Genomic DNA, 25,496 nt, shown 5'->3' on the forward strand with positions numbered 1-25,496 from the left:
TAGGGGCTTGGAAAATTCCTTGCGCGTTTTGACTGAACTATTATTGACAATTCCATCATGTTTTAGATTTCGAAATTGAAGAAATCGCTAAAATTTGCTGGTATCTTCATCACGACATGTCTGTTGAAGGACAAGCAGTGTTTCCACATCAGGATATCTTATTTAATGATGGTATCTCCGGCTTTCCTGATACGGTTTCACACATCAAAAACCTATTGGTAACGTCTATTCAAACAGATGGCACATTCCTTGAAGATTTTGCCTGGAAGATGGAGGATTTACGTGTTGCGGTAAAATCTCACCCTGAATATATGCGATCCAATTTTTACTCGGCGGGTCAGCTGGTTAATCGTCTTGATGATCTGGTTGTTTATCAACAGCGTTTTTTTGAATCAAATCTGGAATCACAACCAATCCTTAAACGGTTTATCAGCCAGGATGAAATTGATCTGGATTTGCTTAGAAACACGCCAGTCACTGATGGCAAATATCGGATTTATCATTATTTTACCGAGAATTACTCAAGACAGGATAAAGCAAATTTTCTCAAAGACGAGTACGGCATTGGCGGACATGCCGGTTTAAATATTCTTTGCCGTAATCATAACAGCAAAGGGTTGATCTATTACCGGGGTGATCATGGCGACAGAATTGAAGTTAAATTTAATTGGCTGCAAGTTACCGACCGGATTGATCAATTAATCAAAGATGGCCGCTATCATCTTGATGGTTATTTTGCGGATGTAACCTTTAGAAATATCCTCATCCAAGAGACACCCTTCCCGGATCTTAAACAAGCGATCGCCACGACAGTGGAGGATCACACATTGGCAATTGGCGAAAAAGAAGAAATCATCAAGGCGTTGTACCGGATGGAGGGTGATTATTATACGCCTGAAAACGGTGAGTTTAAGCAGTTGTATTCTGACCGGGGCATAACTTTTGTTAAAAAAGACGATCCGGATGAAATACACTTCAGATCATGGTTTGCCGTTGTGTCAAGTGTCAGATTAATGGTTAGCAGTAAAAGCAATGCATATTTTCCTTCGCGTTTTAACGATCCGATTACCAGTGAGGATATACCAAAATCGATCGCTCAACCGGTTGTTTCGGGGACTTTATCGCAAATGCTGGAGACAGAAGAAGAATTAACACTGCCGTCAGCAACTGAGGAAATCAATCGCAATGATGATGTAGAAAGCGAAGAATTTCTCAACTTTGATGCAGAGCAGCTTAAAAATGAATTAGAACGGCGTGATTTCGAAAACGACACAGCTGCTGTTGATGAGATGCTATCCCAGGCACTGGCGCAATCCGTCGAGACAGAGATCCAAATTGGCGATCGCTACCAGATTAATGGCAGAATGTTTGTGGTCGATGAGGTTAATTCGATAACTGATACCGTTAATTTAATGGATATTACTTTTAAAGAAGGCAATGGTTTTCCGATTTTTCGGAGCGAAACCATTGCTTTTTTAATGCAATACGAAAAATTCACAGACCAGACGCAAGAGCCGAGGAAGTCCCAAGATACGCTTAATTTTAAGTTAAGCAATGAGGATTTCAAAGACGGGTCGCTGCGGGAAAAATTCCAAGCGAATATTTTAGCTATTGAAACCCTTAAAACCATTGAAAGCGAACAACGTCAGGCAACAGCTGATGAGCAAAAAGCATTAGCGGCCTATGTCGGATGGGGTGGAATTGCCCAGGCATTCGATGCAAACAATATTCACTGGCGCGAAGAATATGATAAGCTCGAAGCGTTATTAACGCCAGATGAATACGCAAAAGCCAGAGAATCGACACTAAACGCTCATTATACGTCCCCAACGGTGATTAAGGCCATGTATGGGGCATTGTCTGAAATGGGTTTTCGAACTGGGAATATTCTGGAGCCATCTATGGGGACGGGTCACTTTTTTGGGATGTTGCCAGAAAATATGAAGCAATCAAAACTTTACGGGGTCGAAATTGACAGTTTGACCTGTCGGATTGCTAAACAACTTTATCCGGAAGCTGACATTTACGAGGGTGGTTTTGAAAAAACAGACTACCATAATAATTTTTTTGATGTCGCAATCGGCAACGTCCCTTTTGGTGATTACAAGCTATATGATAAAGCTTACCAAAAAGAAAACTTCTTGATTCACGATTATTTTTTCGCGAAGTCACTCGATAAAATCAGACCAGGTGGCGTGATGGCGATGATCACCAGTAAGGGAACAATGGATAAAAAGAGTTCTGCTGTGCGCGAATACCTGGCGAAACGGGCAGAATTAATCGGTGCAGTGCGATTACCAAATAATGCCTTTAATCATGCCGGAACAGAAGTAACTTCCGATATCCTGTTTTTCAAAAAACGCGATCGGATGACGCTTGGCAATGAAGACTGGGTACACCTGGACACAGACGAAAATGATATTACCATGAATGCTTATTTTGTTTCCCATCCCGAAATGATCTTAGGTGAAATGGCTCTGGTGTCCGGACGATTTGGCGAAGAAACAGCTTGTTTGCCGATTGAAGGTAAAGATCTGGGCATTGAACTTAAAAAAGCACTTGCTCAGTTGTCTTATCACTTTCCGGAGGATTCGGTTGAAAACATTTTAGATGAAGAAATAGACAGTAAAACCCTACCAGCCGATCCGAACGTCGATAACTATTCTTACACGCTTGTTGAGAATGAGATTTACTACCGAAACAACTCAATCATGACACATATGGAGATGCCGGATAAAAAAGAAGAACGCATCAAAGGAATGATCGAATTGCGGGATACCGTCAGAAGCCTGATCCGCTTGCAATTAGACGATGCCAGCAATGCCGTCATTGAAAATAAACAGATGGATCTCAATCAAGTTTATGATCGATACACAAAATTTCATGGTCGGATCAACAGCCGCGGGAACAAACTGGCCTTTGAAGAAGACGGCAGTTATTGGTTGCTGTGCGCTCTGGAAAAAATGGATGATGAGGGAAATTATTTAGGAAAATCTGATATCTTCACGCAGCGAACGATCCAACCATACCGGGTGGTCACCGAGGTTGATACCGCCAACGAAGCACTACTGGTATCCATTGGCGAAAAAGCTTGCATTGATCTGGAATATATGAGTAACCTTTGCGGAAAAAGTCAACAGGAAATGATTGCCGATTTACAGGGTGTGATCTTTCACGAGCCGATTATGAATAGCTGGGTAACAGCCGATGAATATTTGTCGGGCAATGTGCGCCTAAAGTTGGAGCAGGCTAAAGCGTTTGCGGTTGATTCTGAGATGTATCAGATTAATGTTGATGCATTAGAGAAAGCCCAACCAAAAGATTTAGAAGCTGCTGAGATTGAAGTGCATCTGGGGGCAACGTGGATCAAACCACATTATATTGACCAGTTTATTATGGAAACATTTAAACCGGCAGCGCATTTAATTGAAAATGAATATATTAAGACTCATTTTTCACCACACAACAGCAGCTGGAACATTGAGGGTAAAAGCATTGATAGTTACAGCAATGTTATGGCAAATTCAACCTATGGAACCAATCGGGCAAATGCCTATCGTATCCTCGAAAATGCCTTAAATTTAAAAGATATGCGGATTATGGACACCATCTCTACGCCGGACGGCGACCGGCAGGTAGTTAATCGTGAAGAAACTATTCTGGCCAACCAAAAACAGGAACTGATCAAAGAAGCATTCAAGGACTGGATCTTTAAGGATCAAGAACGTCGTGATGCATTGGTTAAAGTATACAACCAAAATTTTAATGCAACCCGGCCTCGGGAGTATGATGGTCAGCATATCATTCTGCATGGGGTGTCTCCGGATATACAGCTCAGGGATTATCAGAAAAACGCCATCGCCAGGGCACTCTATGGTGGCAATACCCTACTGGGACATTGCGTTGGCGCAGGCAAAACTTATGAAATGACTGCCATCGCCATGGAAAGTAAATATCTCGGATTAAGCAGCAAGTCGATGTTTGTTGTCCCCAATCATTTAGTTGGTCAATGGGGTTCTGAATTTCTTTCACTCTATCCGGGAGCAAGAATCCTTGTCGCCCAGAAAAAAGACTTTATGCCTGGCAATCGAAAGAAATTTTGTAGCCGGATCGCAACCGGCAATTATGATGCCGTCATCATCGGGCATTCTCAATTTGAAAAAATACCACTGTCTAAAGAGTTTCAAGCAGAGATGATCAATCGCCAGATTGATGATGTGCTTCTTGCGATCAATGATGCGGTTGACGGTGGCAGTGAACAATACACGATTAAGCAACTGGAGAAAACACGAAAGTCACTCGAAGCCAGGCTGGAAAAGCTTAATGACACCGAAAAAGATCACACCGTATTCTTTGAAGAATTAGGGATTGATCGACTTTTTGTTGACGAGGCACATAATTTTAAGAACCTTTTTTTATATACAAAAATGCGAAATGTAGCAGGCGTTGGACAAAGTGAAGCCCAAAAATCGACGGATATGTTTAACAAATGCCAATACATGGATCAATTAACCGGTGGAAAAGGCGTTGTTTTTGCGACCGGCACACCAATTTCCAATAGCATCGCAGAACTATATACGATGATGCGCTACCTGCAATTTAACCGCTTGCAAGAATCCGGTCTTGGTCACTTTGATTCATGGGCCGGTAACTTCACACAGCAAGTTACAGCGGTGGAACTGTCCCCGGAAGGTACCGGATACCGATCCAAAACGCGCCTGGCCCGATTTTATAATTTGCCTGAACTAATGGCTTTTTTTAAAGACATCGCTGATATTCAGACCCCCGATATGCTTAAATTGCCGGTCCCGGAAGTTGTTTATGAGGATGTTATCTCTAAACCTTCAAGCTTTCAGAAAGAAATGCTCAAAGAGCTTGTTTCCAGAGCGGAAGCGGTTCGTAATCGCACTGTTGAGCCTTACGAGGATAACATGCTTAAAATCACCAATGATGGGCGAAAATTAGCCTTGGATCAGCGGTTAATCAATCCCTTACTTCCGGACAGTGAAGATAGCAAGGCTAATCTCTGTGTTGAAAATGCCTATAGCATTTGGAGTCAGACCCACCAGAACAAAGCGGCCCAGCTATTATTCTGTGATCTGTCGACACCTCATGGCAATGGTTGTTTTAATGTTTACGACGACATCAAAGATAAGCTGATTAAAAAAGGCGTACCAGAAAAGGAGATCGCTTTTATTCATGATGCCAATACAGACGTAAAGAAAATAGCATTATTTAACCAGGTTAGAAGTGGCCAGGTGCGTTTTTTGCTGGGATCAACTCCAAAATTGGGAGCCGGGACAAATGTACAAGATCGGCTGATTGCTTTACATCATTTGGATGTACCGTGGAAACCTTCGGATATTGAGCAGCAGGAAGGGCGGATTCTAAGACAGGGAAATATGAATCCGAAAGTCAAGATCTTTCGCTACATCACCGAGGAAACCTTCGATGCATATTCGTGGCAGCTCATTGAAAATAAACAAAAATTCATTGGGCAGATTATGACTTCAAAAACACCAACCCGATCCTGCGAGGATGTGGATGAACAAGCTTTATCTTTTGCGGAGGTTAAAGCTTTGGCAACTGGCAATCCGCTCATAAAAGAAAAAATGGATCTTGATATCAAGGTCATGAAATTAAAACTTTTAAAAGCGAATTTTATTAGCCAACAATATAAAATGGAAGATAAAATTGCAAAGGTCTATCCGCAAACCATCGGCAATCTCAACGAACTTAAAAAATCACTGGAAGTCGACCAGAAAGCTGTGCAAAAAGCCGATCTGAAGACGGATATATTCAGTATCACTCTATTTGATAAACAGTACACCGAAAAGAAAGAGGGTGGTCAAGCCATCATTGATGCCGTTTCAACACTTAAGGCCAATAAACAAAAAGTTATTGGTGATTATGCAGGTTTTAAATTATTGTTAGCAAACAAAGAATTTGATGGCATTGAATTAATTTTAAAAGGTCAAACAAACCATCACGTTCCACTAGGGAAAGATCCGCTGGGGAATGTGACCCGGATCAACAATGTTCTCGAAAATATCACCAATCGGATAAAACTGTGCGATCAAGAAATATCCGATGCCCAGGAGCACCTGAAAAATGCTCAAATCGAAGTTAAAAAACCGTTTACCCAGGATCGGGAGTTATCAGAAAGCCTGATGCGTTTAAAAGAGCTGGACATGCTACTCAGTACCGATGGACCTAAAGAATTGGAGTCAACATTTGTAATGGAAGGAGAACAACAGGACGAATGGCAAGAACAGGCAATATAAAATTGAGGTCGCCCATGAGCGAGATGAACCGAAGAATTTCTTTTCAATAACAAAGGGGTGTGTAGTAGTCGTGTGATTGCTGCACACCCTTTTTGTTGTGCTTAAAATTTGATTTAACAAGGATCTGACAGGTAAATATTGAGGGTGGGGACAACGTTAGACCACTGAAAACAGAAGCGTGGTGTGGTAGAGCCTAAATAATAAATCTATTCGGCCTTTTAATGTGCTGCTGCATTAAAATGTCGTCATTGGGGATGAGAACGTAAACCCAAGTAAAATAATCACGGTTCGGGGGAAACTTCGGGAGAGATTTTGGATTCGTTAAGGTGATAGTCACCTTTGTAGTTTGGACGAAGGATAATGAGAATCCAGTGGTCATGAAAAAACCACCTATCCAGCAGACTTTTTTAACAAAAGACGTAGAAATAACAAGCTTTATGCTTTTTTGATTTCAGGATTTCTACGCCCTTTTTTAGTGATTGAAAAAGAAAATAATCACATTTGACTTTAATCAAATAATAGTATATATTTGATTAAAGCAATATTTAGTGAAAGTAGGATAAGCATGAATAATTATCGTATCTGGGATAATGAAATCCACGAGAAATATGAAACATTTATTGGTGATGCCGTAGATTATTTCATAAATCTTGATTCGATTATCAAAAATCTTAACGATGCAGAAAATGAAAAAATAAAGACGATTGATTATTTTAGTGAGATGCATACTTTAAATGAAGGTGTAGCTGATATTTTATTAAACTTATTGCGCTATGCTGATCGTGCAGTTTTTCAGTATTTGGTTCCAACACATAAATTTTTAGATGACATCGAAAGTAAATTGCGAAATGAATCGTGTTCAATTAACATGGATGTATTTATATGCTATAAAAGTGTAGTTATGGGTGATATAAAATGAATTTGAATTTAATAGAGCAATAAAACTGTGACAAAAGCGTCGCATTGCAATATAATATCTTTTTTTGAGCCGTTTACTCTTTGATTCGTAATCAGTGGACCAGATAAAGTTCATCATTTAATGATGTGAAATAATTTATTTAATTATGTGCGGTAATTATTTAGCAAACAACCATATTAAATTCAATTTATATGGCGATAATCAGCGAAATTAATTGTCACTGTGAACTGGTACGGTTCACCTCCACCAATATGAAACAAAAGAAACAAAAGAAACAAAAGAAACAAAAGAAACGCATTGAATGGCTGATTAGTGATAATTGGCTATTTTTTATATTCAATTACGGTGAAGTGTAAATTAGATTGATAATATTGAAAAATAATAGCGTTTTTAGACGGGAGTAAGGTACGTTTAACTGAGAAATAACTTAGCAGATTGCTCTTTCTCAGTTCTTTTTGATGGGTTCCTTTAAATCAATACTTCATCGGCAATGTAGTACAGTGCCTTGGCCACGGTGATCCCGTCAACATCACCCGATACCCAAACAAGCTGTTCGGTATTCCAGAAGCAATCCTATAAGTGCGCAAGCGGTCAGACAATGCAATAATCCGGCAGACAGGCAAAGCCACCGGTGGTGGATCGGCCAATGATCACCCGTAGCGATGATCGGCTTTCAATGTGTATTTCATCGTGACTGCCATGGTGTTCAAGACTGATGATTCCGCCGTTCCAAACATCCTCTGTGCCATCGTGATTCCAGCTACATGTAAAATTCATTGTGTCACCGATCTTTCTATGATGACAACTCGGATTGAATGATCAGTTTCACTATGTGATCATCAATCAGGCGTTTTTCCTGCTGGGTACCGAAAATCAGGCTTTGGGTACAAACCTTATTGACCAGTCGGGCCAGGCCGACGCTGAACTTAAAAATCTCTTCAATGGCGACAGCGGTAATGATGTACAAAACTTTAAAAAGAGTCCGGCTCATTATGTTTCTTCATCATAGCTTGCTTTGTTACCATTACAAACCTAAAGATGCTAGATGAATCCTTAGGTATGCTCCTCTTGTTTATAGTTGTTCTAGTCAAGCAAAATTGTAATACCGAAAGCTAGTTTGAATGCCTCATTTCGAATGGTGTTTTACCGTCATTAAATGAATGAGGACGACGGTAATTATACCAGTCAAAGATGTATTCATAAATACCCTGATTCAAATCTTTATCAGTTTCAAATGAATACTGATAAACGAATTCTGTTTTCATCGTATTATAAAAACGCTCCATTGGAGCATTATCGTATGGATTTCCTGCCCTGCTCATGCTTTGAGTAATGTCATTTTCAGCACAAAAGGCAATGAATTCTCTGGATGTATACTGAGAACCCTGATCACTATGGAGGATCAGCTGATTGTTAGTCGAATTGGATTCTAAAGCAATCGCCAGTGTTTCAATGGCAAGATTTGAATCAATCCATTTACTGTTAAGGCTGGCAACGATGCTCCGATCATAGAGATCGATTATGCTGCAATTATAACGTTTTGTACCATTTTTTAAATTCAGGTATGTGAAATCGGTACACCAGACCTGATTCGGTTTTTCAGTCGTAAAATTCTGTTCAAGCAGATTATTAAATATATGATGCTGATGGCCTTTTGTATATGGCTGCTTTTTACGTCGGACAATGGCTTTGATGCCCATTTCACGCATATAGGAATAAACGGTACCGTAAGAACACTCAATACGTTTGCGGTTCAGTAGATCAGAGATCATTCGGTATCCAACCGTTCCATTCAGTTCATAATATGTATTTTTAATGTGCTGCTTCAATGCTTCTTTTTGTTGACGATAGGCTGATTTCCGGTCTTTAAGGTAGTTGTAGTAGTCATTTGGGTAAAGGTTAAACCGGTTTAGCAACCAGTTAACACCAAACTCCAGGTGATACTCACGGATAAACTCATATTTTTTTAGTCGATTTTCTTCGCAAAGAATGCTGCTGCCTTTTTTAAGAATTCATTTTCCTTTTTGGCTTCAGCAAGTTCTTTTTTCAATTGTCTGATTTCAAGCATTTGATCTGTTTCATTTTGAAGTTGAGGATTTGTTTTGCATTCTTTGCGGTGCTTATCAAGCCAGTATCTGAGGGTACCACTACCTAAGTTGTATTCGACTGTCAGACTTTTAATGGTTCAGCCTTCCTCTAGATGAAGGCGAATGATTTTTTCCTGAAGGACACGATCATATTTTTTATTTGACATGTTTTGTAACTCCTTTTCAAGTTTGAATTATATCATCAAACTCGCTCCGGGTGTTACAATTTCATTGTAGCAGAACACTGCAATTATCAGTCGCGAGGATTGGGAAAAAGCGCGAGTACTAAGAGAGCAAAAATTTAAACCCTATTCCTTTTCCAGGCTTTTGAAATGTCCCTACTGTGGTGCTTCCCTGGTACATACCAAATGTAAACGCTGGGTTTACTGGCGATGTAACACGACAATGGAGTACACCAAAAATGTTTGCAAAGGAATTAGTGTACCTGAGCGATTCATCATAGAACTCAATGAACAAACACCAATTACTGAACCAATGGTGGTAGTGGAGGATATTAATGAAAAAGAAAGCAGAAAACGACACCAGAAAAGTTACCGTCTTATTCCCGCAACCGAGTACGAAGGCTATTCAAAGTGAAGAAAAACTTAAAGTTGCCGCTTATTGTCGGGTTTCAACAAACAGTGAAGAACAATTATCAAGTTATCGTGCACAGCTTAGTTATTACGAAAAGTTGATTAAAGAAAATGAAGCCTATTGTTTTGCCGGTATTTATGCAGATGAAGGGGTATCTGCATTCACCAACATAAGACGCGTCGCTTTTAGTCGGATGATCGACGATGCAAAAGATGGAAAGATTGATCGGATCATTACCAAAAGCTTGTCACGCTTTGGCCGAAATACCCTGGAGTGTTTAAAAACGTTACGACTTCTGAAAGAGTACACTGTCGATGTCTTCTTCGAAAAGGAAAATATCCACTCCCTGCAGTATGAAGGCGAAATCATGATCACTCTGCTATCAGCTGTAGCCCAGCAGGAAAGTATTGCCTTATCTGAAAATATAAAATGGGGTAAACGACGTAAATTTGAAAAAGGCGATATCAGCGCGATCCCATGGAAAAACATCACCGGCTATGACAAGGATAAGAATGGAGAAGTGGTTATCGTTGAAAATGAAGCTGTTATTATCCGCTATATTTTTCATGAATTTTTACGTGGTAAAGGCACGAAGCAAATAGCCAGGGAGCTCGACCAGAAATTTCACTTAAATAAGTACACCGCAAGGCAAGTTTACAATGTCTTGGAAAATGAAAAGTATAAAGGTGATGTGCGTTTTGGACTTTCGATTACCCTGGATCCTTTCAGAAAAAAACAGATTCCAAATAAAGGCCAGGCGCCCCAGTACTACGTCAAGAATTCACACCCGGCTATTGTGACGCCTGAAATATGGGAACTAGCCAATATGGAGCTTAATCGGCAACGGAAATTTTGCAGTGAGCATCACATGCAAAAATATCATCATACAGAAAATCAAGCAATGACATTACCTCTAACAGGCAGGATCGTTTGTGGCAATTGCGGTCATGCATTTAAAATAAAAACCTCGAATCGTCTTATTGAAAAAGGACAACGTTATTATGGCTGCATTAATCATCAAACTGGCTATCTCAGAGAAACTGGACCTGATAACTGCTGTAACGGTACAAGGATATTTGTTGAGGATGCGCACCAGCTGTTCATAAACGCCTGGAATCACCTGGTAGACCATCCGGAAGAAATCAAACCAAGTGATGATCCTTTGAAAGACTATCGGGCAGGGGAGATGAAGCGCTTGTTAACCGTGTATGTCAAGATTGATAAAATCGGGCCGAAGCTGGTTAGGCAAACATTGGATCGCATTTGCATCGATGAAAATGGTGATGCATATGTGATTTTTTTATGTGGGGTGAGGATTTGAACTAATATTATATTTTATTATATTTACATATAACATCTGCTATAGTATTATAACATATGTTATATGGAGGTGCTGATATGGAATTTTCTGAGGTCGTAAGAAAAGTTAGAGAAATTCTTGATTTGAGTCAATCTGAATTAGCTGACGCCCTATGCGTTAGTTATGCAACCGTTAATAGATGGGAAAACAAAAGGGCAATTCCGAGTAAACTTGCACAAAAAGCTTTTTATGAATTTTGCGAAAATAGCTTTATTGACATCAACAATATTTAAAGAAATTATTTTTAAAAAGTGGATAAACGGGGGTAAAAACATGGCTAGAGCAGATTTGCTTTGTGATTTAATCAAATATGGATTGACGAATGACACTATGAATTTTAAAAGAGCTGCAGAGGCTATTTGTGCAGAAGAATATTCTAAACAGCACAAAGTATTAGGTAAAAAAATAGAAGACTTATTAAAAACAACGAAACCTGGAATAAAAGAAGTGAATGGGCCAGTAATTATTAACAATGGTACAAATGAGCAAAATTTAATTTGGGAAAAATATCCACAAAAAAGAATTTCTGAACTTCTATTGCCGAAAAATGTTTTAGAGAGTTGTAACGAAATAATTGAAGAACAGATGCGTGTGGATATTTTAAGATCATATGGTATAGAGCCAAGAAATAAAATTCTACTAGTTGGTCCTCCTGGCAATGGTAAAACATCTTTAGCTGAAGCTATTGCAGAATCATTATCTGTTCCATTATTAACGGTGAGATATGAGAGTATTATTGGTTCATACCTAGGAGAAACAGCGACTAAGCTATCTAAATTGATTGAATACGCAAAATCCAGACAATGTGTTTTATTCTTTGACGAATTTGAGACTCTAGGTAAAGAGCGAGGGGATATGCATGAAACTGGTGAAATAAAAAGAGTCGTTAGTTCGCTATTGTTGCATATTGATTCTTTACCTAGTTATGTTGTAGTAATTGGTGCGACTAATCATGAAGGACTATTAGACAAAGCTGCATGGAGAAGATTTCAAGTAAAGCTATTTTTACCAAAACCGGAACAAAACGATTTAGAAAAATGGTATACTATGTTTGAAAAGAAAAAAAATTTCAAGTTTGGAATATCTCCTCTAAATTTGGCTAAAAGATCACTAGGTTTAAGTTTTGCGGAATGTGAGGAGTTAGGCCTTTCCATATATAGACAATATATTCTAAATTTACCAAATGCAAATAACAAAAAAATAACTGAAAAAGAATTAGAACTTTGGGATACTCAAATTAAAAAACCTGAAATAAGTAACTTGGAAGTGAGTGAATAATTATGAGCGAAAGACCATTACTATTATTTCCAGAACCACAGATAGCAGATAAAACCAAGGGCCATCCATTTCCACCAGGAAAAATATTTAAACCAACTGCTCAAAGACAGTTTAAAAGACTTGAACCGGTTTTTACTGAGCTTAAAAAAGCGTTTGACTCTAAAAGCATTAATTTACAAAAATCAACTATTGGAATTAATCCAGAATACGCGTTAGTTTTTGAGGTGATCGGAAGTGTAGATAATTTTTACAAAGCTGTAAAAAAAGTCGATGGTCTTGAATGGATGTTTGATCACGTAACTAATGATATTGAGCCAGATGAAGATTTCTATAAAAAAAATGATTTAGGTGAAAAAGATGACCATTGCTTAAACGGCCGAGTGTATTGTGTTATGACCAATCAAGTAGCAATGAAACAGTTGATCTCGATGTGGAAAAAATTCAGTGCTGGTGAAGAAAATGTTTTTCCACGTGGCACCACACCTTTAAGAGATGTATTTCAATTACTGAAAACGATTAGAGTATGGGGCGCACAAGATCGAATTTATGAAACAAATGCACTTGAGTACTGGAAAGAAAATCTAGAATTTGATGGGGAAAAGCCAGTACCATTTGAAGTGGAACTTTTTTGTCGTAACGAAGAAAGAAAACGAGATTTAGCTGTTGAAGAAGTTAAAAATGCAATTACTTCAATGGGTGGGAAAATTTTACAAATATGTTATATTGAAGACATACTTTACCATTCTTTGCTTGTTAATTTGCCTAAGAAGGAAATTGAGCACCTTGTTAAAAATTATGAAAATATTTCCCTTGTTAATATCGATGGTATAATGTTTTTTAGACCCACATGCCAATCGTTTTTTCATAATGAAGATTCCAATAATTTATATGAATGCGAAAAGGAAATAAAGGAAACCAATAACTCGTTAGATCCAATTATCGCAATTTTTGATGGAATGCCAATGCAAAATCATGGACTATTAAAAGGGAGACTTGTTATTGACGATCCTGACGAATATGAAACTCAATATCAAGTTAAAGATAGGAAACACGGAACATCGATGGCCTCTTTCGTAATACACGGAGATTTAAATAATAATTGTCCATCTCTGCATAGACAAATATACTTTAGACCTATCCTAAAACCATATGAACAACTTGATGGATCAATAGAAATGGTTCCTGATGATGTCTTGATAGTAGATTTAATTCATCGTTCAGTAAAAAGGATGATTGATGGCGATGGCAACGAAAGCGGTGTAGCGCCAACAGTTAGAATTGTTAATTTTTCTATAGGTGATTCTTGCAGGCAGTTCGCAACAACAATGAGCCCTCTCTCGAGACTACTTGATTGGTTAAGTTATAAATATGGTATTCTATTCATAATCAGTGCTGGAAATCAAAGCCGTTTTGAAGATGTCTTCACGGAGACCTTCACTAATTTTAAAGCCTTAACAATTGAAGAACGAACAAATAAGGTTTTTGAGACTTTATCTGATAACAAAGGTTATTTGAAGGTTCTTTCACCTGCAGAATCGATTAACAATTTAACAATAGGTGCAACGTATTCAGATTTTTGTGACCTAGATGAAAATCAAAGACAAGCATTTGCTGTTCAAAAAGGGTTTCCGAGTCCAATATCAGGATTTGGATTTGGATATAATAATATAATTACACCTGATCTTTTTTTCTTTGGTGGTAGAAAATTTTTAAGAGAAGATATCGTGAAACAAAAAACTAAATGGGTTAATAATGTAAATGAACCTGGATGTAAATCAGCAGCTCCTTATTTAGATGGAACATCTGATGGTTGTAGCTTCACTTTTGGAACGAGCGATGCAACAGCTCAACTCACACATGAAGCTGGGATTTGTTATGAAGTTTTATATGACATTTTTGTTAACGAAAATGATATAGAAATGCCTCCTAGTCATATAGCAACTCTAATTAAAGGGATGCTGACGCATGGTGCATCTTGGGATAATGTCGGAGAAAAACTATCATGTTGTGTTTCTGAATCACAAAAAAAGCTTAGTAGATGGCTAGGAAATGGAATACCAAATATTCAAAAAGTTCAAGAAGGCGCTAAAAACAGAGTAACTCTGATTGGCTTAGGGGAATTATCTCCTGACGAAGCACATGTTTTTAGATTACCATTACCTTTTAATTTTTCAAAATCGAAAATAAGTCGTAAATTAACAGTTACATTATCATATTTAGCACCAACAAATCCTTCGAAACAAAAATATAGGTCTACACAACTTTGGTTTGAAATTGAAGACTTAGAAAAATTGAAATTAGTGCGTTGTAACAGTGATTGGCAAAATGTAAGAAAAGGAACTCTTCAGCATGAAATATTCTTTGGTGAAAGTGCAGTTGTTTGGGATGAAAACAATGTTTTATTAATAAAGATAAACTGTAAAGATGATGCTGAAAAGTTAAAAGAAAAAGTAAATTATAGTTTATTTGTTACCTTTGAAACAGCTGAAGCTTTAGGCTTGGAAGTATATGAAAAAATTGCGAATAAAATTAATACCACAGTTAAAGTACAGAATAAAGTATAATAAAAAGCAATTTTCTTTCATATTACTGATTTAACAAATAAAGTCTGTATCTGATAAATAATGTTCAGGAAGGACATTACTATAGGGGTTTACTGTCAAAAACAGGAGATTATTATTAACCAATCGATTAATAGGATTTTGCAGATAAATGATATTCCTACTCGTTAAATAAACCATAAAAGAAATTATTATGTGAGGAAAATAAATTATATGATTTCAGATGAATTAAAGAAAATAGTCGATAAATTCAATGAACAAGGGAAGATGGCATTCCTCCCAGAAACAACAGACGATAAGATATCGGATTTTGAAAATAAAAATAACGTTATGCTGCCACTTCAATATAAAAAGTGGTTACGCTTTTCGGATGGTGGAGAATTCTTCTTACCTGCCGGACTTCAGTTATACGGGGTAGATCATAAGCCAATAATTGATGTTGATGATAGTGACAGACCCAGTGACAATTACATTGTAATTGGTGCTTTAGCATCCGGTGATCCTATTATTTTTGAAAAAGAAACTGAAAAAATAGCTATCTACAATCACAAGGCTGGCAGAATAGAAGATGATGAAATATACGATGACTTTTTTTCTTTCCTGATAGATTTATATGATTTATTAGGTATAGGAGACTGACTCTATGTCTAGAAGAACCTCTGAAGCCAATAAAGCTATTTGTAAAGCATGGAATGATGAGCAACAATTAATTCAAGAAGGAAAAGGCACTAGAGATTGGACTCCTGAACAACAGAAGGATATCCTTGAAAAAGGAAAAGCATATGATGAAACAGGAAAAGCTTTCGAAGGCCATCATATGCTGAATGTTGAGAAATTTCCTGAACACCAAGGCAATCCACTGAACATAGAGTTTTTATCGAGGCCGGAGCACTTACAAGCGCATGATGGAAATTATCAAAACCGTACCTGTGGATATTTTGATTATATCACCGGGGAAACAAGCTTATTTGAAAATGATAATTTAGAGCCATGTAGTGTTATTGAATTAAGCAATCCTATTATCAATACCAGTGATCTACCATCGGGAACAGTATCTGATAAAAAAGCTGTTTTTGATGAAGAAAAAGTTGATGATGGTGTAATCATAGACAATTCAGAAAAAGACGATAAAACTGATAATCAAATATTGCTTGAAAATACAGCAGAGCCAATTACTCCTAAAAGTAAAGTTGAATTAAAAATAAAATCAGGTTTTGGAGATAAAATTCTGCGCGCAGTAAAGGGCGTTCGGGAGTTTCCCGTGCGACACCCTGTTGCCATAAAAATAATAACGGTTAGTGTTCCGGTTGTTATTGGAGTAGTATCTGACGTTGCAGCAAAAAGAAGTAATAGTGGGAAAACACAACTAAAAGTACCGACAAGGCAGAATCCAAGGATTAATTCACAGAGTAATACATTAGAAAAGGCGAATAAAGTTGTTGCACAAGCAGAAGATGTAATTAAACGCAACTCTCCAGGTGAGCATAAGGTCGGTCCACATAAACAGAGATATAAGGGTGTATGGAAAGAAAAGGCAGCATACTCACGTGGGGGGAAAGAATAAAAGTCTTATACATTGTAACGATTGCTCAAGACTACCGTTGAATGGTCCTGCTTGAATTTTTCCAGCAGCACCTTTATGATACTGACTGATAATGAAGGTAAAAAATACTGGCGGTGTAAAACCTTTCAAGGGAAAAAGGGAACGCTGATTGAAGGTATGGGATATACACCACCATCACCCAAACCCCGGGTCAACACTCCTAGAAATATTAGATTAAGGAAAAAACCTGTACCAAGAGAAATGTATTGTACCGATATCAAAGTAAAAGCAGATTTTATTGAGAATTTGTTCATAAACGCCTGGAACCGCCTGGTAGATCATCCGGAAGAAATCAAACCAAGCGGGGATGCTTTAAAAGCTTATCGGGCGGAGGGAGATGAAGCGCTTGTTAATCGAGTATGGCAAGATTGATAAAATAAGAACGGAACTGGTCAGACAAACATTGGACCACATCTACGTTGGTAGAAACGGTGAGGTTGATGTGATTTTTTTGTGTGGGGTGATTGTTTGAAAAAAAATTTATTAATTAATTTATATTATTTCAGCAAATCGTTAAGTCGGCTTGCTGCTATTTTTTTGTCTAAAATTGTATTGATACCTTGAAATCGAATGCATACAAGCGTAAAATGAATCTAATGTTATGCGAAATTGATGAAAATTTACAAAGGAAAATAATAATCTTGTATGATTAAAAGTATCCTTATTTCAAATGATACTTTTAATCATATAAAATTTAAAGAATGAGGTAATGAAAAATTGAAAAGAAACAATTTATTTACATTTGCAACAAGTGAATTATCCCAGGATGCCTTTATTTGTTGGCTATTGAGCTTTGCGCATCAAGATCACATAAATGAAGATCATACTCTTACAAAATGTGCAAAGGAGCTGCTCCGTAAAATAGTAAATACTGAAGACGACTTGTTTGTAACAAAATTGAAAAAGCAGTATAAAAACATTGATGTATTTCTTCAGGTCAATGACAAATTCAATATTATTATTGAAGATAAAACATTTACTCATCAGCATGGAAATCAGATTGACCGATATAAACAAACGTTAATTGATGAAGGGCTTACAGAGATTATCTGTGTTTACTACAAAATCGTTGAGCAATCACGTGAGGAAATTACAGATGTTAACATCACCCGAAAAGATCTTTTAGAGTTATTTTCTAAATATAAAGATGAAACGGATAATTCTATATTTTTAGATTATTATGACCACCTTCTTGCGATTGATGAAGATGTAATGGGCTACCAAAATGCTCCAATTGAAAAGTGGCGTGATGAATATCGGCATGCTTATAAAGGTTTTTTTGATCATTTAATTAAAGATAAGATTGTGAAACTAAACAAGGACTACGGTTGGGGTTATGTATCTAATCAATCAAAAGGATTTTGGGGATTTTGGTGGTTTTATTTGAGTGATGAGGAATTAAAAGCATGTAACTTGGAGCAGTACTTAATTGATGCACTCTATATTCAAATCGAAGATAATATAATTGCTATAAAAATAAGAGGTAGCCATGATATAACACAGGAAATTCGATGGAGTTTGCATAATTATTTCAAAAACAAGATTCCAGATTTAAAAAAGAAAACATTCCGCAAAGGAAAATGCATGACTTTAGGTTATATCGAGTATAATGAAAAAAACTACCGCGAAAAGATTAACCAAATGGAGGAAGCAATGAATTCGATTACAAATGGTGGGTACGTATTTAACTTAAGTTATTAAAAAAATAAAGAAATGATAATAATTATTAAAGGAGACACTTATGAAGAAAAAAGAAATCGATTGTAACAATTATATTTCACTAAATGAAATAGTTGCTAAGCTTTTTCATGATAGCCAAAATAATTGTTATATCGTAAATATTCCTTATTTTAATTCGACTAAACCAAAACAAATAGAATATTTTGATTTGTTATACCCAATGGACGATATATTAAATAGTCAGAACACAACGCCAAATGATAAAATGATTGAAGCCGATGATATCGAGTACTTTAAAATGATTTCTGAACCAGCAATTGCCTATAATAGCACATTAAAAACAAAAATTTACAATGGATATTTTAATACCGAGACTAATAAGATCCCGATTGAGTTCAAAGCTAAATGCAAAAAAATATTTACAGAGAATGACTTTTACTACTATTTTTTATTAGAAAAAAAAAGCGATTCACTTCTTGAAAAAGCAAATATTCAGCTTTTTCATGAATTTTTAAACACTTTATTTGATTCGAAAAATGAGTATTATTGTCCTTCAGGTTTAAAGAATCATATTAACGGATGGTTGTATACGAAAGAATATTCTAAAATTTTGTCTCATCTTTTGCTTTTAGTTTTAATGGGAGATTATACTGATTTTTTTGAATATGACTTTACAAATTACATAAATAAAAAGTCAACTCGTAATATAAGTAATTTGATAAATTTGGAGCGAATCTTTAGAGTTGAGGATGCACAAGTTTTTTCAAGTTGTGGAAAAGAAAGTACAATCATTTCAAAAGAGATATACAATAACGCCCTATGCGTTGCATTAAATTTTGAACCAACTCGGATACGAAGTGAAATACCTGATTGGAGTAGTCTTGTTTTTATGGGTTATCCTGAAGATATTACTAAATTTGAATTTCTGCAATTTGAAATACGGTCAACAGACACTTCATACAATAAAATACAATTGGAAATTAAACCTTTTGAAAAAAAATGGATGCATTTTAAAAAAGTAATTAAACTAACAGATCATTGGAAGATCGAAAAAATATCTCTTGAGAATGTGGAATTACGTACTCGTAAAATATTCGAAGAACTATGTTTTGTGACAAAAGTGGAATATTTATCAGATCATATGCTGCGAGGATCATACGAAGTGAGGGATATTAAACTTATTTAAAAGATCAGATCACTAATATATATATTAGTTCAGACTGTCAAAAAAGTCAGCGAAACAACGCTGGCTTTTTTTGATATAATAGAATCAACAAAAACAAAGGTGGATAAGAAAAATGTTGAAGCGGGAAAAGCTGGAAAGAGATATTGTTGAGCTTGTCAAAACAGACTTATTGGTTCCATCGGATCATTTATTGAGAAAAATCGATGGAGCAGTTGACTTCACACGCATTTATGATTTTGTGGAAGACTTATACTGTGCCGATAACGGACGCCCCAGTGCAGACCCGGTGGTGCTGATCAAAATGGCTTTGATTCAGCATTTGTACGGCATCCGTTCCCTCCGCCAAACCGTTAAAGACATTGAAATGAACATCGCCTATCGCTGGTTTCTGGGATATACCTTAAATGAAACGATTCCTCATTTTGCCACTGTGAGCTACAATTTCAGACATCGTTTCAAGGAATCGGTCATTGAAGATATTTTCACCTGGATTCTTTATGAAGTGGAGCGAGCCGGCTATCTTAAACCGGAAGTGGTTTTTGTGGACGCCACTCATATCAAAGCCAATGCCAATCTGAAGAAGCGTATCAAAAAGGCGATTCCGGGAGCAGCCCGAACTTATGAAGACCAGTTGATGGAAGAAGTCAATGCCGATCGAAAGGAACATGGGAAAAAACCATTTGATGATACAAAACCACCAGAAGACCGGAATGTGATAGCGTCCACAACCGATCCGGATTGTGGCGTCTTTTATAAAGGCGAACATAAGAAGTGTTTTGCCTATGGTGCCCACACCGTGTGCGACCAGAATAATTTTGTTCTGGATGTGGTGGTAACGGCGGGAAACCATCATGACAGCCAGGTCTTTGATGCTCTGTATAAAAACGTGATAAAACGGTATCCGCAGATCCGGATCATTACCGCCGATGCCGGTTATAAAACGCCATGGATCTGCAAGACGATTTTTGATGACGGCCGAATTCCTTCACTGCCATACAAACGCCCCATGACCAAGCCGAATTATCACAAAAGTTATGAGTATGTCTATGATGAATACAATGATTGAGTGATTTGTCCGGAAAATCGAACTCTCTATTATGCCACAACGAATCGACACGGTTACCAGGAGTTCAAAAGCATACCATTTAATTGCGAAAGTTGTCCAACCAGGCATTTATGCACCCAGAACAAATCCTGCGAAAAGACGGTGACTCGACATGTCTGGCAGGATTATCTGGAAATGGCTGAAGATATACGCCATTCTCCGATTGGTAAAACAACCTATGCTCTCAGAAGCCAGACGATCGAACGGGTCTTTGCAGATGCCAAGGAAAAACACGCCATGCGTTATACGCTTTACCGGGGCTTGAATTCAGTTGCCAGTTGGGTTCGGCTTAAATATGCTGCCATGAATTTGAAAAAGCTGGCACTTTGGAAATCCAAAGCTCAGCTTTTTTTTTGGCTATTCACGAAAAGAACCCGATTTTCAGTTTGAAAACCGGGTTCTTTGACAGTCTGCACTAATATATATATTAGTTCTTATAGCGGTTCAAATTTACTTTTTTCTTATTCGAGATAAGAAGAAATGAATTGAACATATTTTTTTCAGAAGGTCTTCTGCGCTTATTGGAAGCTAGAAAATAATTCTGATATTAATGTATGATTATGTTTATTCGAACACATAAAGACAGAAAGATTGTATTATTAATGAGTTTTAAGATCCCAGCTCCATCCGCTGATGGCGAAATAACTGGGGTAGAATTATCAACTTATTTCAAGTATCCGCCGGAATTAAGAAAGCTGATTTATACCACCTATGCGATTGAAAACTTCAACCGTCAGCTCCGAAAAGTGACGAAAAGCAAAACCGTATTCCCGACGGATGACAGTCTCTTTAAAATGCTGTATCTGGCCACCATGGATATCACCCAAAAGTGGACGGGCCGGAGAAAAGACTGGGGCCAGATTCACTCCCAACTGGAAATCTTTTTTTCTGAGCGGCTGGATTAATCCAAAAACCACATCAGGGCATTCCAGAGTTAGATCCAGTCTTGCTTTTTATTGACATGCAATCAATTCGGACTATAATACAGTTAAGGGGCAAGCGTCATTTAAATGCCCTTGCCCCTTAATTAATTGCTCTGTTCTACATCAATTTTCGCAAATACACAAAACTTGAAACGCTCCCGAATTGAATTTTTTCTCTTCAATTCGCGTTAACAATTTTTCAATTTTATATTTTTCATTAATCTGGAAATCATGAAAACACAAAATATTTTACACTACATAAATGAATTCTGTTTTCATTATCCTTTAACCAATTTTTATATCATTATTCGCTTTTATTGCCATTGCCTGCATAAATGCTTTTACACTAGCTTCATCCAAATATGCAATATCTGCCAAACGAACATCCCCTCGACCATAAAACAGTTGCATTGCCACATTCACTAAAAATGTTTGAGAATCACTATAGCCTCCTGCCTTAATAGCTTCAAAATCTATCCCATGTTCAGATATGTGATTATTTGTTTTAGAATATATCCCAGGAATTGACAGTAAATATATCGCAGATGCATAGTCTAAAGACGTTTTTTCATTTCCAACTTTATTCAGCAATTCTCCTACATTCATTTGATGTGCAATACTCTTAAAATACATAACACCCTCCTTTTAGTTGATTTAGTGAATTATCATAAAATCATTAAGATTATACGCTTTGTTGCTAATATTAAATTTATATCCATATAACTTCAAGACATGGATCTTATCTTTACTATCTTTTATCACTATTAGTTCATTGACACCATGTTCAAAACATAAAACTTTCAATGGATAATCATTAGTGCTTACAGCAATTGCATCAAGGTTCTTCATTTCTTTTTTAGTGATTCAGCTTGATCCATTCTTGCCTTCAATTTTTTCAAAACAAATCCCTAAAAAGGATTCGTTGATGGATTTTTATAGTTTTTTCTGATATAATCGTATTTATTTTTGCTAAACTCTTTCGCTCTTGCTTTAGTTAAATCACATACAGATTTGGGTGGTTTTTCATATTCCCCGGTTGATAATTTATTCAAGGCTGGACAAGGGTTGCAAATAGAAATATTTTTACAACTTCTGCATTTGTAGTCTTTACTCGCCTGAATAGAACTATACGTTGAAAAATCATTCCAACCATCATCAAAACCGCAGACCTTTAAATTGAATTTATTAATTCGAATTTTATTGCATGGATTTAAAAAACCTTCTGAATCAATTACGAAATTTGATTTACCAATGGAGCAAGTATATAAAGGAACATTCTCAAGTTTTTCCAATGGGTTGGTATCACAGATATTTAAACTCCAAACTGTTGTTGCTATTTCAATATTTTTTTCTAAGTTTATAATGTCTTCTGTATTTATTGAATGTTCTAATACTTCAATATCGCCTTTCAGAGTCGGAAATAACTCAAAAGTGAACGAAAATTTTACATTTAATTCTTGTGCTAAACTCTCGATCTCTTTAAATTCCCTATAATTTTCTTTCATTGCAATAAACTTAATTTCGAAATTAATATTATTTCTCCTTAACAATCTTAGATTATTAATTACTTTATCAAATTGTCCCGCAGATTTTGTAACATCATTATATGTTTTTTCATTTGCTCCGTATATACTAATGCTCACAAGTGCTGGTGGTAATAGCCTGAATGTTTCAATCAATTGTTTATTTAGTAGGCTACCATTTGTCAATAATGACAAAATAAATCCTTTGTTTTTGGCATATTTATATATTTCGATAAAGTCTTTTCTTAGAAATATCTCTCCACCAGTGAAGTATAAAAACAAAACTCCTCGGTAATACATTTTATCAATTATTTGCTTTATTTCGTCTGTAGTAAGATCAGTGCTGGATTTCATGCCTTTTAAATAACAATGTACACAGTTGAAATTACATTTTGAAGTAATTTCGAAGCCTCCATTAAATGGGTGATTTATTTTGTTCCAATGCTCAAGCTGGATCTTCTCAATTGATCCAAATTGTTTAGTATCTGTTTTCATCTTCTTTTACCTCATATTCTAGAATACTCTGATTTATCAAATTCTTAATATAATCCTCTAAATCAGCTTCTATTTGTGCTCTTAATTCATCCGTTTCGTTGTTAATGTTTAAAACCCTGAGATAAGCATTAAATACTTCTTTTAGATTAATCCCAGGCTTAGTTTGAATAATTTCAATAATAGTTTTACCAGTTGAGTTAATCGAAATTAATTTTTTCCCTTTGAAGTATGACTCCTCAAAAGTATCAATTAAAAAATATATTCCGCCAATGTCTCGTAAAACGTAGTTGTTTTTTAAATTATACATTTTACTTATTCCTTTCTAGAATTCATAGTACAAATTAATTTTCAATTCATTATTATTATCAATACATAAAGCGAATCCAGTAAAACTTATATGTGAATTAAGGTATTGATCATACTTAGCTAAATTAGCTAGACTTTCATTTTGTAATATAACCCCATAAATAGAGTTTGACAGAAAAGTAATTATATCAGATAGAGTCGAATTAATAGCAGTAAAATACATTTTATACTTAACTCGTTTTTCGGAAATATCTAAACCTACCAAATGGATATTCTCATTCGTTTTTTCACAAAAATCAAAGCCAATTTGAACAATTTTGGAGAAAGGGTTTATGTTTTGATTACTTAAATAATCAAAATAATAGTTATTATTTTGTAACACTGTTTTATTAATATACATTCTCGTCATATAGTACAATTTTAAATTGATTATTTTATTTAATTTTTCTTTAAAACCTAAATAGTAAAGCGCTGAAATCGAATTTTCATCAGTTCTAGTATTACTAACTTTCATTTTAGATAGATTAATTGCTAAATCAAAATTCTCATCACATTTAAAATAATCTAAGGGAAAAGATTTGAGTAATCTTGAAGCTTGTTCTTGGCTCATTTCTACCAATCTTGCTGTAAAACGATTAAGATTATCATCATCGGCCACTTTATTTAAACTAACAAAATAATTATTGTAATCGTTTATTTCTGATTGAAAATCAATACTTGCCAAATTTTTTAGATTCTTTTTATAGTAAATTTTAATCTTGGGTTTATCTTCATTAATAACTATTCCTAAATTAGAGGTATTGGAAGCATTTAATCTGCCAGATTTGATTTCTTCGATAATATCTTCTAGGAGTTCCATTGAATTATCCTTTCTTCATTTTTAGATAAAAAAGGAATCATAGATGATTCCTTTTTTATTATCTATATTCTACCAATCACTACCTTGTGCGTAGCAGCAGCTGACTCCACAACCAGAGTTTGTATCTGTTCCAAATTCTCGCCTGTGTTGGTTTCGATTTTCTAAAGAAATATCAAAAATTTCTGGTCTTGAGTATCCCATAAACATATCACAAATTTCTGGCCTTGAATATTGCGAATATTTATCGAAAGTTTCTGATCTTAAATCTCTCACTTTGTTCACCTCCTCACAAAATTAGTAGCACTTAAGTACATTGAATGTTGTTACAAATATTTGTTGTCAACATATTACCACGTAAAAAAAAGTTTAGAAATTATTATGTAGTTATGAAAGACTTATTTTTTTAAAAAAGTTGATATGGGTCCAAATATCCGAAGATATTTATTTTATGATGTACACAAGAGGTTGGACACAGAAACCTAAAAATAAGTTATAATAATAGTATGAGTAAAAAAAGAAGAACATGGTCCGCCCAGGAAAAATCGGAAATCGTTCTGGAAATACTTAGAGAAGACCAGACGCTAGCCGAAATTTCTAAAAAATATGAAATAGCCCAGCCTGTGCTTAGCCGCTGGAAAGCCGATTTTATAAATAACATGGCTGCCGCATTCGACAAAAAAGGTGAAAATGTCGAAAAGATCAGAAAGCAGCATGAAGAAGAAAAGGAGGTTCT

The 25,496-nt window shown here is 36.0% G+C and carries 21 protein-coding genes and 2 pseudogenes; 15 read left to right on the forward strand and 8 right to left on the reverse strand.

Going from position 1 to position 25,496, the window contains the following annotated elements; translation table 11 throughout:
* Positions 1 to 116: 116 nt before the first annotated feature.
* Both Q7P33_RS16960 and Q7P33_RS16965 read left to right on the forward strand, forming a co-directional pair.
* Positions 117 to 6,284, forward strand: a complete 6,168-nt coding sequence (locus Q7P33_RS16960) for a DEAD/DEAH box helicase family protein (RefSeq protein ID WP_303871921.1) — start codon at positions 117 to 119, stop codon at positions 6,282 to 6,284.
* A 565-nt stretch (positions 6,285 to 6,849) separates the two neighbouring features.
* The gene (locus tag Q7P33_RS16965) at positions 6,850 to 7,203 is read left to right on the forward strand and encodes a hypothetical protein (protein ID WP_303871922.1); all 354 of its coding nucleotides are present in this window, start codon (positions 6,850 to 6,852) and stop codon (positions 7,201 to 7,203) included.
* Positions 7,204 to 7,794: 591 nt separating this feature from the next.
* Here Q7P33_RS16965 and Q7P33_RS16970 read toward each other — a convergent pair.
* The 3 genes from Q7P33_RS16970 to Q7P33_RS16980 all read right to left on the reverse strand — a co-directional run bounded on the left by Q7P33_RS16970 (position 7,795) and on the right by Q7P33_RS16980 (position 9,215).
* The gene (locus tag Q7P33_RS16970) at positions 7,795 to 7,980 is read right to left on the reverse strand and encodes a hypothetical protein (RefSeq protein ID WP_303871923.1); all 186 of its coding nucleotides are present in this window, start codon (positions 7,978 to 7,980) and stop codon (positions 7,795 to 7,797) included.
* Between the two features lie 16 nt (positions 7,981 to 7,996).
* Positions 7,997 to 8,194: a hypothetical protein gene (locus Q7P33_RS16975; protein ID WP_303871924.1), complete on the reverse strand. Its 198-nt coding sequence runs from the start codon at positions 8,192 to 8,194 to the stop codon at positions 7,997 to 7,999.
* Between the two features lie 121 nt (positions 8,195 to 8,315).
* Entirely contained in the window at positions 8,316 to 9,215 is a 900-nt protein-coding gene (locus Q7P33_RS16980) for an IS3 family transposase (protein WP_369693335.1), read from the reverse strand.
* Between the two features lie 402 nt (positions 9,216 to 9,617).
* Here Q7P33_RS16980 and Q7P33_RS18095 point away from each other — a divergent pair, with 402 nt between their 5' ends.
* From Q7P33_RS18095 to Q7P33_RS17035, 12 genes and pseudogenes are all read left to right on the forward strand, one after another.
* Positions 9,618 to 9,887, forward strand: coding sequence for a zinc ribbon domain-containing protein (locus Q7P33_RS18095; protein ID WP_369693334.1), 270 nt, complete (start codon positions 9,618 to 9,620; stop codon positions 9,885 to 9,887).
* Positions 9,808 to 11,205 (forward strand): recombinase family protein, encoded by a 1,398-nt coding sequence (locus tag Q7P33_RS16985; protein WP_303871925.1) that lies wholly within the window; start codon positions 9,808 to 9,810, stop codon positions 11,203 to 11,205. Before Q7P33_RS18095 ends, Q7P33_RS16985 begins: the two co-directional genes overlap by 80 nt.
* A 77-nt stretch (positions 11,206 to 11,282) precedes the next feature.
* A complete protein-coding gene (locus Q7P33_RS16990) occupies positions 11,283 to 11,477 on the forward strand; it encodes a DNA-binding transcriptional regulator (RefSeq protein ID WP_303871926.1) in 195 nt (64 codons plus the stop codon).
* Positions 11,434 to 12,522 carry an AAA family ATPase gene (locus tag Q7P33_RS16995; protein ID WP_303871927.1) on the forward strand — a complete coding sequence of 363 codons (1,089 nt, stop codon included), beginning with the start codon at positions 11,434 to 11,436 and terminating at the stop codon, positions 12,520 to 12,522. Before Q7P33_RS16990 ends, Q7P33_RS16995 begins: the two co-directional genes overlap by 44 nt.
* Positions 12,523 to 12,524: 2 nt before the next feature.
* Entirely contained in the window at positions 12,525 to 15,086 is a 2,562-nt protein-coding gene (locus Q7P33_RS17000; protein WP_303871928.1) for a S8 family peptidase, read from the forward strand.
* A gap of 210 nt (positions 15,087 to 15,296) precedes the next feature.
* A complete protein-coding gene (locus Q7P33_RS17005; protein WP_303871930.1) occupies positions 15,297 to 15,722 on the forward strand; it encodes an SMI1/KNR4 family protein in 426 nt (141 codons plus the stop codon).
* 4 nt (positions 15,723 to 15,726) lie between these two features.
* Positions 15,727 to 16,647 (forward strand): teneurin-3, encoded by a 921-nt coding sequence (locus Q7P33_RS17010; RefSeq protein WP_303871931.1) that lies wholly within the window; start codon positions 15,727 to 15,729, stop codon positions 16,645 to 16,647.
* Positions 16,648 to 16,698: 51 nt separating this feature from the next.
* The gene (locus tag Q7P33_RS17015) at positions 16,699 to 17,058 is read left to right on the forward strand and encodes a hypothetical protein (RefSeq protein WP_303871932.1); all 360 of its coding nucleotides are present in this window, start codon (positions 16,699 to 16,701) and stop codon (positions 17,056 to 17,058) included.
* 345 nt (positions 17,059 to 17,403) lie between these two features.
* Positions 17,404 to 18,387: a PD-(D/E)XK nuclease family protein gene (locus tag Q7P33_RS17020; RefSeq protein WP_303871934.1), complete on the forward strand. Its 984-nt coding sequence runs from the start codon at positions 17,404 to 17,406 to the stop codon at positions 18,385 to 18,387.
* A 40-nt stretch (positions 18,388 to 18,427) separates the two neighbouring features.
* Positions 18,428 to 19,552, forward strand: coding sequence for a hypothetical protein (locus Q7P33_RS17025; protein WP_303871935.1), 1,125 nt, complete (start codon positions 18,428 to 18,430; stop codon positions 19,550 to 19,552).
* Positions 19,553 to 19,664: 112 nt separating this feature from the next.
* Positions 19,665 to 21,047, forward strand: a pseudogene (locus Q7P33_RS17030) (IS1182 family transposase).
* 266 nt (positions 21,048 to 21,313) lie between these two features.
* Positions 21,314 to 21,562 (forward strand): annotated as a pseudogene (locus Q7P33_RS17035) (transposase); the annotation flags it as partial.
* Positions 21,563 to 21,865: 303 nt separating this feature from the next.
* Here the strand turns inward: Q7P33_RS17035 and Q7P33_RS17040 are convergent.
* From Q7P33_RS17040 to Q7P33_RS17060, 5 genes are all read right to left on the reverse strand, one after another.
* Positions 21,866 to 22,213, reverse strand: coding sequence for a hypothetical protein (locus Q7P33_RS17040; protein WP_303871937.1), 348 nt, complete (start codon positions 22,211 to 22,213; stop codon positions 21,866 to 21,868).
* A gap of 275 nt (positions 22,214 to 22,488) precedes the next feature.
* On the reverse strand, positions 22,489 to 23,598 hold the full coding sequence (locus Q7P33_RS17045) for a radical SAM protein (protein WP_303871939.1): 1,110 nt from the start codon (positions 23,596 to 23,598) through the stop codon (positions 22,489 to 22,491).
* The gene (locus Q7P33_RS17050) at positions 23,582 to 23,905 is read right to left on the reverse strand and encodes a hypothetical protein (protein WP_303871941.1); all 324 of its coding nucleotides are present in this window, start codon (positions 23,903 to 23,905) and stop codon (positions 23,582 to 23,584) included. Before Q7P33_RS17050 ends, Q7P33_RS17045 begins: the two co-directional genes overlap by 17 nt.
* Positions 23,906 to 23,920: 15 nt before the next feature.
* Positions 23,921 to 24,763, reverse strand: a complete 843-nt coding sequence (locus Q7P33_RS17055; protein WP_303871943.1) for a hypothetical protein — start codon at positions 24,761 to 24,763, stop codon at positions 23,921 to 23,923.
* Positions 24,764 to 24,832: 69 nt separating this feature from the next.
* On the reverse strand, positions 24,833 to 25,036 hold the full coding sequence (locus Q7P33_RS17060) for a hypothetical protein (protein WP_303871945.1): 204 nt from the start codon (positions 25,034 to 25,036) through the stop codon (positions 24,833 to 24,835).
* Between the two features lie 230 nt (positions 25,037 to 25,266).
* On the opposite strand from Q7P33_RS17060, the gene Q7P33_RS17065 reads away from it, so the two are divergent.
* Positions 25,267 to 25,496, forward strand: a 230-nt coding sequence (locus Q7P33_RS17065; RefSeq protein WP_303871947.1) for a transposase, incomplete at its 3' end; no start/stop codon positions are given.

It is taken from the genome of Acetobacterium wieringae (genome assembly GCF_026646375.1).
GTDB classification, from domain to species: Bacteria; Bacillota; Clostridia; order Eubacteriales; family Eubacteriaceae; genus Acetobacterium; species Acetobacterium wieringae_A.

Bases quoted from the DNA above. Each gene is read 5' to 3' on its own strand.
- Q7P33_RS16960 (WP_303871921.1), top strand. From the start codon at position 117: ATGTCTGTTGAAGGACAAGCAGTGTTTCCACATCAGGATATCTTATTT.
- Q7P33_RS16965 (WP_303871922.1), top strand. From the start codon at position 6,850: ATGAATAATTATCGTATCTGGGATAATGAAATCCACGAGAAATATGAA.
- Q7P33_RS16970 (WP_303871923.1), bottom strand. From the start codon at position 7,980: ATGAATTTTACATGTAGCTGGAATCACGATGGCACAGAGGATGTTTGG.
- Q7P33_RS16975 (WP_303871924.1), bottom strand. From the start codon at position 8,194: ATGAGCCGGACTCTTTTTAAAGTTTTGTACATCATTACCGCTGTCGCC.
- Q7P33_RS16985 (WP_303871925.1), top strand. From the start codon at position 9,808: ATGAAAAAGAAAGCAGAAAACGACACCAGAAAAGTTACCGTCTTATTC.
- Q7P33_RS16990 (WP_303871926.1), top strand. From the start codon at position 11,283: ATGGAATTTTCTGAGGTCGTAAGAAAAGTTAGAGAAATTCTTGATTTG.
- Q7P33_RS16995 (WP_303871927.1), top strand. From the start codon at position 11,434: ATGAATTTTGCGAAAATAGCTTTATTGACATCAACAATATTTAAAGAA.
- Q7P33_RS17000 (WP_303871928.1), top strand. From the start codon at position 12,525: ATGAGCGAAAGACCATTACTATTATTTCCAGAACCACAGATAGCAGAT.
- Q7P33_RS17005 (WP_303871930.1), top strand. From the start codon at position 15,297: ATGATTTCAGATGAATTAAAGAAAATAGTCGATAAATTCAATGAACAA.
- Q7P33_RS17010 (WP_303871931.1), top strand. From the start codon at position 15,727: ATGTCTAGAAGAACCTCTGAAGCCAATAAAGCTATTTGTAAAGCATGG.
- Q7P33_RS17025 (WP_303871935.1), top strand. From the start codon at position 18,428: ATGAAGAAAAAAGAAATCGATTGTAACAATTATATTTCACTAAATGAA.
- Q7P33_RS17040 (WP_303871937.1), bottom strand. From the start codon at position 22,213: ATGTATTTTAAGAGTATTGCACATCAAATGAATGTAGGAGAATTGCTG.
- Q7P33_RS17045 (WP_303871939.1), bottom strand. From the start codon at position 23,598: ATGAAAACAGATACTAAACAATTTGGATCAATTGAGAAGATCCAGCTT.
- Q7P33_RS17050 (WP_303871941.1), bottom strand. From the start codon at position 23,905: ATGTATAATTTAAAAAACAACTACGTTTTACGAGACATTGGCGGAATA.
- Q7P33_RS17055 (WP_303871943.1), bottom strand. From the start codon at position 24,763: ATGGAACTCCTAGAAGATATTATCGAAGAAATCAAATCTGGCAGATTA.